Origin of the sequence: Candidatus Aegiribacteria sp. (assembly GCA_021108005.1) — a bacterium.
Classification (GTDB): Bacteria; Fermentibacterota; Fermentibacteria; order Fermentibacterales; family JCC-6; genus Aegiribacteria.
The window spans coordinates 1-9,137 of the sequence record JAIORS010000032.1; the positions used below are offsets into that span (position 1 = coordinate 1).

General features: G+C 46.7%; 8 protein-coding genes. 7 read left to right on the plus strand and 1 reads right to left on the minus strand.

Annotation, left to right across the window (positions count from 1 at the left end):
* Positions 1-227 precede the first annotated feature (227 nt).
* The 3 genes from K8S15_02310 (at position 228) to K8S15_02320 (ending at position 2,267) form a co-directional block, all read left to right on the plus strand.
* Positions 228-515, plus strand: a complete 288-nt coding sequence (locus K8S15_02310) for a hypothetical protein (protein MCD4774866.1) — start codon at positions 228-230, stop codon at positions 513-515.
* Positions 516-627: 112 nt separating this feature from the next.
* Complete coding sequence (locus K8S15_02315; GenBank protein ID MCD4774867.1) at positions 628-1,656, plus strand: zinc-dependent alcohol dehydrogenase family protein; 1,029 nt, start codon at positions 628-630, stop codon at positions 1,654-1,656.
* A 35-nt stretch (positions 1,657-1,691) separates the two neighbouring features.
* A complete protein-coding gene (locus K8S15_02320; GenBank protein ID MCD4774868.1) occupies positions 1,692-2,267 on the plus strand; it encodes a hypothetical protein in 576 nt (191 codons plus the stop codon).
* Here K8S15_02320 and K8S15_02325 read toward each other — a convergent pair.
* Positions 2,257-2,802 carry a hypothetical protein gene (locus tag K8S15_02325; GenBank protein ID MCD4774869.1) on the minus strand — a complete coding sequence of 182 codons (546 nt, stop codon included), beginning with the start codon at positions 2,800-2,802 and terminating at the stop codon, positions 2,257-2,259. The genes K8S15_02320 and K8S15_02325 overlap by 11 nt on opposite strands.
* Positions 2,803-3,076: 274 nt before the next feature.
* Between K8S15_02325 and K8S15_02330 the strand changes: the two genes are divergently transcribed.
* Genes K8S15_02330 through K8S15_02345 form a run of 4 tightly spaced genes read left to right on the plus strand, consistent with a single transcriptional unit; the run spans position 3,077 to position 9,081 of the window.
* The gene (locus tag K8S15_02330; protein ID MCD4774870.1) at positions 3,077-3,670 is read left to right on the plus strand and encodes a TetR/AcrR family transcriptional regulator; all 594 of its coding nucleotides are present in this window, start codon (positions 3,077-3,079) and stop codon (positions 3,668-3,670) included.
* A 28-nt stretch (positions 3,671-3,698) separates the two neighbouring features.
* On the plus strand, positions 3,699-4,973 hold the full coding sequence (locus tag K8S15_02335; GenBank protein ID MCD4774871.1) for a TolC family protein: 1,275 nt from the start codon (positions 3,699-3,701) through the stop codon (positions 4,971-4,973).
* Complete coding sequence (locus K8S15_02340) at positions 4,970-6,049, plus strand: efflux RND transporter periplasmic adaptor subunit (GenBank protein ID MCD4774872.1); 1,080 nt, start codon at positions 4,970-4,972, stop codon at positions 6,047-6,049. The genes K8S15_02335 and K8S15_02340 overlap by 4 nt, the downstream gene beginning before the upstream one ends.
* On the plus strand, positions 6,046-9,081 hold the full coding sequence (locus K8S15_02345) for an efflux RND transporter permease subunit (GenBank protein MCD4774873.1): 3,036 nt from the start codon (positions 6,046-6,048) through the stop codon (positions 9,079-9,081). Before K8S15_02340 ends, K8S15_02345 begins: the two co-directional genes overlap by 4 nt.
* Positions 9,082-9,137 lie beyond the last annotated feature (56 nt).

A 9,137-nucleotide genomic window follows, 5' to 3' on the forward strand; every position in this document is an offset into this window, starting at 1 on the left:
CGTTCGAGTCGTGTCGGGGGCACCAAATTGAGGGGCTCGGGGCTCTACAGGCTCTGGCTCTACACCATTAACAGGGGCACCTATCCAATTTAAGCACATAAGGCTCTGACCCTCAGTCTATAGTTTGCGAAGTTTCTGAAGGCTCTGACTTTCTCTATTCATATATCTTGATTATATCTGCTATTATGCTAAAACCAACCTAATGAATCGGGAAGGGATGAAGACTAATGGGGCTTTTCAAAGCTAAAGAAATACATTGTCCTGCAGGTAAATGGACAACTCTGATCTCGAATTTCGGTACAGGTATCCCAAAGACTTTTATCGTAGCGTTTTCTTCAAGAGCAGGGGGAGACATATCCGGAGAATTCATAGAGAAGAAATATACCTGGATATTTCCGAATAGTCCTGTTCGAGGGCCTCTGGTTCCTTTGATGGAGTTCAACCGGGAGTGGATAAACGGAATTTATACAGTGAAAGTGAAACCCGATACCGATTTGTTGGCAGAATTCAAGTAACCTGTTTTTGGTTGATAGAAGTGGTAAATGCGTAACCAGCGGATTATCAATAGTATCGATCAATATGATAGTAGAATATACCCGATCCTTGCAGGAAATGTGAGAGTACGTTTTGAAAGCAATGGTTCTTAGCAAATTGTGTGATATCAGGGAAAACCCTGACCCCCTGTTCCTTGAGGAATTACCGGTTCCGGAACCTGATACTGATGATATACTCCTGGAAGTTCTGGCGTGTGGGGTTTGCCATACGGAACTGGACGAAATTGAAGGACGCACCGCACCACCATTTCTTCCAGTAATCCCCGGTCATGAGGTTGTCGGGCGCGTTGTAAGGACTGGAGACAATGTTGAATCCGGAAGAGTCGGCGAAAGGGTGGGAGTAGGTTGGTTCTATTCATCCTGCGGCAGATGCAGGTACTGCCTTGAGGGGAACGAGAATCTCTGCAGCGAATTCAAGGCTACCGGGAGAGATGTCAACGGTGGTTACGCTGAATATATGACGGTTCCAGAAGGTTCAGCATTTCCCATTCCTGAATATCTCAGTGATACACAAGCAGCACCTCTTCTCTGTGCCGGAGCTATCGGATATCGTTCTCTGAGGCTTTCAGGAATTGCAAATGGAGACAGTCTCGGTCTTACCGGTTTTGGAGGTTCCGCCCATCTTGTTCTGAAGATGGTGAAATTCAGATATCCAAAAACAGAAATCTTTGTATTCGCCAGGAATCCCGGTGAGAGAGAATTTGCCATGGAGCTGGGCGCCAGCTGGGCTGGTGATACAGATGAGGAATCTCCAGTCAAGCTCCGAAGTATCATCGATACAACACCGGTATGGAAACCTGTTGTTGAAGCAATGAAGAATCTTGCTCCCGAAGGCAGGCTTGTCATCAACGCTATACGAAAAGAGGATATCGATAAGGAGTACCTTCTTCGAATCAACTATCCACAGCATCTGTGGATGGAGAAGGAGATCAAGAGCGTAGCCAATGTAAGCAGACGGGATATTAGTGAATTTCTCGAGCTTGCAGGAGAGATGAAAATAGAGCCCAAAATAAGTGAATACTCTTTGGATGAAGCGAACAAAGCTCTTTCAGAGCTTCGCACTGGAAGCGTAAGGGGTGCAAAGGTCCTGCGGATAAATTAGTAATATGCAGATACATCAAATCGGGAAGGGATGAGATGTTTTTTTCATTGATTCTAACTGTAATGTCGTTATCTTCAGTGACGAATATAATGATATCTCAACCATATGATGAAAACGAATGCATTCTTATCTGTGTTGATTCAGTGGATGTTTTCACAAGACCTGATTCAGCTGCATTATTCATGAGCAGGCTTGCTCCACGAAATCAGGTGGTAATATCCGGTAAGACTGTTGACGGCTGGCTGGGATTCGATCCGGGAGTAGCTCAGGCAGCAAATATAGGAAGCTTCCGACTGAGATGGATTGCCGGCAATGAGACATTCGTGATAGACGGGGAATTGAGCGATGTTCCTTTGGTCTGGGGTCCGGCGGCAGGGATTACGTATGCGATGATATACCTGGCTTCACCTCTTTATTCCGAACCGGATTTATTCTCAGCAGTAGTGGATTCCATACCTTTTTCTTCCGCTGCCTGTATTGTTTCAAGAACTGAGGATTGGTATTTCCTGGACCTGAGTATAGGACCCCTTGGACAGGATATTGAGGGATGGATAGAGGCAGCGGATATCTCTGTTAACGGCAATCTCGATACTATCCCCCTTATTGAATGATATCCAGATCCTTGATGAACATGGAAGCTATTACTCTATACGATGGAGAATAGGCATTTCGGTACTCTGATGAATGATGAACAGCAGGATAATCTAACTCGGACATTTCAGCCAGATATTTCTCAACAGCTCTTGGACAGCCTGCGAACAGAGCATCTTTCTTCATCCGGATGAGCCAGCGGCAATACAGTTCAAGTTTTCCTACAGAGCCGGTGTATTCCTTTCCGGTCTGTACGAATGCATCAAAGAGTTTCTCAGGATTGAATCCAGCTTGAACGTACGGTCGGATGTTTATCCTGAAAATGCTGCCATCATGAGCTATTGTATCCACTACAGGCTCCCCGGGTCCGTTGCTCATACTGCTGGTTTCTTCCAAGAAAAGCTTTCGCACAGTATCAACGCAGATGATATTATGAGCGCTGCCCATAGCAGCCTGATAGATGAGTTTGTAAATATCGGTACATTTCATGGCAGGATATCTGAGCATATGAGATTTGATAATCCTTCTGAATACTGATTCATGATCATTACTCATAACTTCTCTTCTCCCGGTAATTCTGTGTACATACATACTATATTAAAGGAATCAGAACCTGGTTCTGATGATTGAACCCCTCACCGATATGAATGCGGTATCGGTAGAGCCCTCTTGAACGATCTGAAATATCTTGAAAATGTATAGTCTATAACCATCGTAAAAGCATGGTGTAATACTAATTATACGAATGACAGTTGTATTTACCTTGACATATTACCTACTAGTAAGTAGAATACATACTCAACTAGTGAATTACTATTGGAGGTTGAACTTGAGCGACAGTAACAGCGAAAAGCTTCTTCAGGCAGGTATTGAACTTCTGTCTAAAAAGACATTTTCGGAGATATCAATGGATCAGGTAGCGGAATTATCAGGACTTTCGAAACCTATGATTTACTATTACTTCAAGAATAAGGAGGGTTACTACAAAGCCCTCGCCGGGCACCTTCTAAAAATGGCCAGATCAATGAACCAGAAGGTTCTCAAATCCGATTTGAGCCTGAAGGAGAACATGACTAATTATGTCCGATTCCGGATAGAGTTCGTCAAAAAGAATCCTGGTATTTCAAGAGCCTTCATGTCCATGATTACAGATCCCAACATAGGTCTTCTTATCGAAGAGATGCAGGATGAATTCAACGTTATGCGCACTGAGTTCATCGATCCGATGTTCGATACCGCAAAAAGAAATGGTGAAATACTGCCTGATACGAACGGGTTAATGGTAATAATGACGCTTAATTCATTTCTTGTTGCAATCACTATGAAGATCCTCAATAAAATTCCGATTCATGATGAAATAAATATTGAGGAAATTGTAGATATACTGTATAACGGAATTTCCGCACGAAGAGAGGACAGCTGATAAGATGAGATATATAGCAGGAATATTGTTGTTAATAAGCCTTAATGCGGGAGCTGTCACCCTTGAAGAGGCTGTTGCACTCGCAATTGAAAACAGAGGTGATGTGCAGTCAGCCCTGATGTCCTACGAAAGCGCAGTATGGGAAAGCAGAAATGCCGATCTGTGGTTTCTACCGAAAGTGAACGGCCAGCTTGCCTTCTCGAAGAATTACGATATCCAGGAAATGACAATTCCTGGTATGGGCTCGATTCCAATGGGGACCGAATACTCGTCAATTGCCGGAGTATCTGTAACGGTACCTCTTTTTGTGCCTCAAGGGCCAGCAGGATCGCGGATGGCATCAAGAGCGGAGGAACTATCCCTTCAGCAGTCCCGGGCGGCTGAGATGGATGCGGTTGTTCAGGTTGTACAGGCTTTCTACGGTGTTCTTCTATCACAGGAAATGATGAATGTTTCCGCCGAAGCTCTTGAAATCGCTGAAGCGGGCTACGAACTCGCGGTTTTAAGATATGACGCGGGTACGATATCCCGCTTTGAACTTCTTCAGAGTCGTGTTGCCTGGGAGAACCGGAAACCAGGCCTGATTTCAGCTGAGAATGCACTTGAGAACGCTTCCACCGGTTTTGCGGTAGCTATCGGGCAGGATAGCTACGGGCTTTTCCAGGTAGAGGGCTGTCTCGATGCTGAACCTGAATTCAAGATTCCTGGAACCCTTGAAGAAGCTCGAGAAGCGATGTACCGAAACAGCCCTGATCTTCAAGTGGCAGAATATATGGGGCTCATAGGTGATGCTGGAGTGGATATGGCCAGGGCTTCTTTTCTTCCTCAGCTGGTTTTCCAGACAGATCTGAATTACATGGCGGCAAGAAGCGACGCCAGCTTCGAGATAGATGATTACGACAGGAATCTGGTGGCTTCAGTTGCCATTCAGGTTCCATTGTTTAACGGTTTTTCAGACATTTCAGGCTTCAATTCAGCCAGGGCTGAAAGGACGGCCTCAGAGGCATCGGCCAGAAGTATCAGGCAGGCTACCAATCTTTCTCTGGTGTCAGCCTGGAATAACCTTCAGGCAGCCAGGGAAGGCGTCGCGGCAACATGTTCGACTGTCGAACAGGCTCTGGAAGGAGCCGAAATTGCCAGAATATCATTTGAAGCAGGCATGATAACCCGGTTGGAAATGGATCAGTCTTTCCTGGCGCTTACTACCGCCAGGACAAATAATGCCAGCGCTCTTTTTAACTTGAGAATCGCCGAAGCTGAACTGCTTAGAGCTGTAGGCATGATGGAAGGATACCTCAGATGAGAAATCACAGATTTGTTATACCGATTATTGCATTGCTTACAGGTGTATTACTTTTTCCCGGATGCGGTTCGAGCCAGATCGAAGAAGAGGATCCTCCAATAAGAGTATCCATAGAAATAGTGGAACCTGTTGATATTTCAAACATCGTATACGCAAGTACAAGGGTCGAGGGTCTTGAAGAAGCTCTTATTTACGCTCTTTCGCCCGGTAAAGTTGAAGAAGTTCTTGTTTCCGAAGGCGACAGTGTTACTGCGGGACAGCGGCTTGTAAGGCTGAACACCGACCAGCAGGCCAGCGCGGGTACAGTAAGCGCCGCGGCTGGGATAAGCGCCGCACAGGCCAACGTTGACAACGCAACAAGTAATTACAGAAGAATGCAGTCTCTTTACGAAGCCGGAGCCGCCAGCGAGCAGCAGCTTGAGGGTGCTCTCGCGTCTATGGAAGCGGCCCAGGCCCAGCTGAGTCAGGCCAGAGCCGGTTATGCTCAGGCGAGAACGAATAGAGAGAATTCATGGATAACTGCGCCTTTTGATGGTGAGATCGGCAGAATTTGGGCACGTGAAGGCAATTCGTCCGCCGGTACTCCGCTGGTTTCCATCTCCAACAATTCAGCCATTGTGGCCAGAATACTTCTTCCTGAAGAAAACCTCCTTGAAATAGAGCCTGGTCTTCCTGCCTATATAACCATCAGTTCTCTGGATAATGAATCGTTCCCCGGAATGGTTACTTCCGCGTCATCAACCGTTGATCAGATCAGCGGACTGGTTCCGGTTGAGGTCAGATTCGATGAAACCGGTGGAAGGCTCAGACCCGGTATGGCCGGTAGAGTTGCCGTTCTTACTGAAACGTACGAGAATTCGATAGCTATTCCTGAAAATGCTCTCAGGAGAACACATTACGGTTTTCAGGCAGCTGTCATCGAGAATGGTAGAGCTTCAATAAGAGATGTCCAAGTTGGTATTTTCAGTGACGGAATGGTTCAGATTACCGAGGGGCTCAATTTCGGCGATTCCCTTGTTGTAGCAGGTCAGACGATGCTTCAGGACGGATCCAATGTGGAAGTGGTGAGTCGATGAAACTGCCGGAACTGTCAGTTAAAAGACGTGTAACGTTCCTGATGGTATTTATTGCTATACTGGGCGCTGGAATATTCGGTCTTACTCAGCTTGGTGTTGATATGTATCCTGATATGGATTTCCCAATGATAATGGTTATGAGCACTATGGAAGGCGCCGGACCCGAGGAAATGGAAAATCTGGTTACAGATCCTCTTGAACAGGCGCTTGCGAGGGTATCCAACGTCAAGAAAGTATCGTCTACCTCACGTGCGGGGATCAGTATTGTAACGGCCGAGTTCAACTGGGGGCACAGTCTTAATCAAGCGGAGACTGATGTAAGAAGGCAGCTGGACATGTTCGAGGCCGCTCTGCCGGATGATGCCGACGATCCACTGGTATTCGCGCTGGATCCAAGCATGCAGCCAGTAATGTACGTTGGCTTCAGCAGCGACATACTTAACGATTTTGATCTCAGGACACTTATCCAGGAGGAAATTGAACCGCTTTTCAGCAGACTGGACGGAGTGGGGTCAGCCGTAACGATGGGCGGCCGGGAGAGACAGATAAACGTTGATGTAGATCCTGCTGCACTTATGGACGCGGGAATTACGATATCTCAGGTTTCAGGAGCACTGAGTTCTGTTCGCAACAACACTCCCGCAGGAAGGATCGATGCCGGCGGGATGAACATGAACATCAGGGTTGAATCAGCTTTCCACAGCATCGAGGAAATAGAGCAGCTTGTTGTAGGCGCGAATGCAGGGTATCCAGTTCTGCTTAGGGATGTGGCGTCGGTTCAGGATGGTCAGGCGGATGAGGTTCAGTACGTAAGATTCAACGGCAGGCCGTCGGTATCGTTGTATATGAACAAGAGATCGGATGCAAATACTGTTAACGTATGCGTCAGGATACGTGATCAACTTGATGAGATCTCTGATGATTACGGGAATATTCTCACTCCGGTTATTCTTTTTGACCAGTCGGAATTTATTGAACAGTCCATCAACAATCTGGGATCAACAGCCCTTCAGGCATGCTTTCTGGCTTTTCTCGTGCTTCTGTTCTTCCTGAGATCATGGAAAAGCTCATCCATTGCGGGAATATCGATACCCATCTCCGTTTTTGTGACCTTTGCCGTAATGCACTTCACGAATGTGCAGCTGAACATGATATCTCTGGCAGGCCTTGCTCTGGCTATCGGTATGCTGGTGGACAATGCGATCGTAGTGCTGGAGAACATCTTCAGGCACAGGGAGATGGGGGAGTCTCCAAGGGATTCCGCTGTCAAAGGAGCAATGGAAGTATCCAATGCAATAACAGCTTCGACTCTCACAACCCTTGCTGTCTTTGTGCCTATTCTCTTTGTACCCGGTATAGCTGGAGAGCTGTTCAAGGAAATGGTTCTGACCATAACCTTCAGTTTAACGATATCTCTTTTCGTGGCATTGAGCCTCGTTCCGCTGATTTCATCCTGGACAAAGAACCTTGTACCGGTATTCAAGCCAGGCAGCATTTCTGGCAGGATCGGTACATTAATTGACAGATTTGAAAGGAAATACAACCATCTGGTTTCCTGGGCGGTTGATCACAAGAAAGTCGTTCTGATATCGACTGCGGTTACGTTCATCCTGGCAATAGTCCTGGTCGGTCAGCTTCCATCCGAATTCTTTCCCGAATCTGATGATGGATTCCTGATGATGGATGTGGAAGAACCGATAGGTACAAGTCTTGAAATAACCAACGAAGCGGTGAGAGTGCTGGAGGATTCCATCAGCGCGATAATTCCTCCAGAAGATCTGCTGGCGGTATTCACCACCGTTGGTGAGGCCGAGGGCATAATGGCTATTTTCGGTGCCAGCAGTTCCAATGCTGCTATGCTGAGGGTAAGATTAACACCATCCAGCGAACGCAGCATTTCCATGTTCGAGTATCAGGACAGGATAAGGGATGTTCTTGATGACATGCCCGGAATTGAATACTCATCGGAAGCGGGCATGTCACTGTTGTCATCCTCAGCGATAGAGATTACAGTGTACGGAGATGATCTTGATCTCCTGTACGAAAAGGCTGAGGAGATAAAGAACACCATTTCGCAGATAGAAGGTGTCAAAGACGCCAGAACATCAATGGAGGAACTGATTCCCGAGTACTCTTTTGTCCCTGATCCTGTAAGGCTTTCTCTTCTGGGCATATCACAATCGCAGCTGGCCCTGGATGTCAGATACGGTTTCCAGGGATCAAGAGCCAGTATTTATCGCGAGGGAGATGAGGAGTACAACATCTTCGTCAGATATCCTGAAAACCTAAGGGATTCCAGAGAGGATCTGGAATACGCGTCTATTCTTGGAAGACCTTTGATATCCATGGGTTCCCTTGATCAGAGGGTAGTATCGAATACTATTTCAAGAAAGAATCAGGCGAGAATGGTTACTATTTCCTGCGATGTCTCCGGCAGGTCTCTCGGCGAAGTGTCATCGGATGTCACGGCTATACTCAGAGATATCGACATGACCGGCTTCAGATATGAAATGGGCGGCGAGATGGAGGATCAGAAGGAAACCTTCATGTACCTTGGAATCGCTATCATGGTTGCCGCTGCCCTTGTTTATATGGTTATGGCCGGGCAGTTCGAATCATTCCTTGAACCTTTCATCATCATTTTTACATTACCACTTGCTTTCATAGGAGTAGTACTGGGGTTGTTCGTAACCTCAACGCCTCTGTCGGTCATGGCGATTATTGGAATGCTGATGCTTGCCGGGATTGTGGTTAACAATGGTATTGTAATGGTGGATTACGCGAACCAGCTGCGGAGATCCGGCAAGGAGATCAAGAGAGCGATAGTTGAGGCTTCCACTATCAGAATGAGGCCGATTATCATGACCGCAGCAACTACCATACTTGCTATGTTCCCGCTTGCTCTTGGTGTAGGCGAAGGGGCGGAGACATGGACACCGATGGCTGTAACGATTATCGGCGGGTTATTTGTAGCCACTGTACTGACGCTTGTTGTGGAACCCTGCATCTACGTAATATTCAACCGCAAGTAGGGTCACTCATTAGCTGACTGATGTCAATAGGGTATACTCCACCATAGGGATATCCA

Coding starts and splice junctions, on each gene's coding strand:
- K8S15_02310 (MCD4774866.1), top strand. CDS start 228: ATGGGGCTTTTCAAAGCTAAAGAAATACATTGTCCTGCAGGTAAATGG.
- K8S15_02320 (MCD4774868.1), top strand. CDS start 1,692: ATGTTTTTTTCATTGATTCTAACTGTAATGTCGTTATCTTCAGTGACG.
- K8S15_02325 (MCD4774869.1), bottom strand. CDS start 2,802: ATGAGTAATGATCATGAATCAGTATTCAGAAGGATTATCAAATCTCAT.
- K8S15_02340 (MCD4774872.1), top strand. CDS start 4,970: ATGAGAAATCACAGATTTGTTATACCGATTATTGCATTGCTTACAGGT.
- K8S15_02345 (MCD4774873.1), top strand. CDS start 6,046: ATGAAACTGCCGGAACTGTCAGTTAAAAGACGTGTAACGTTCCTGATG.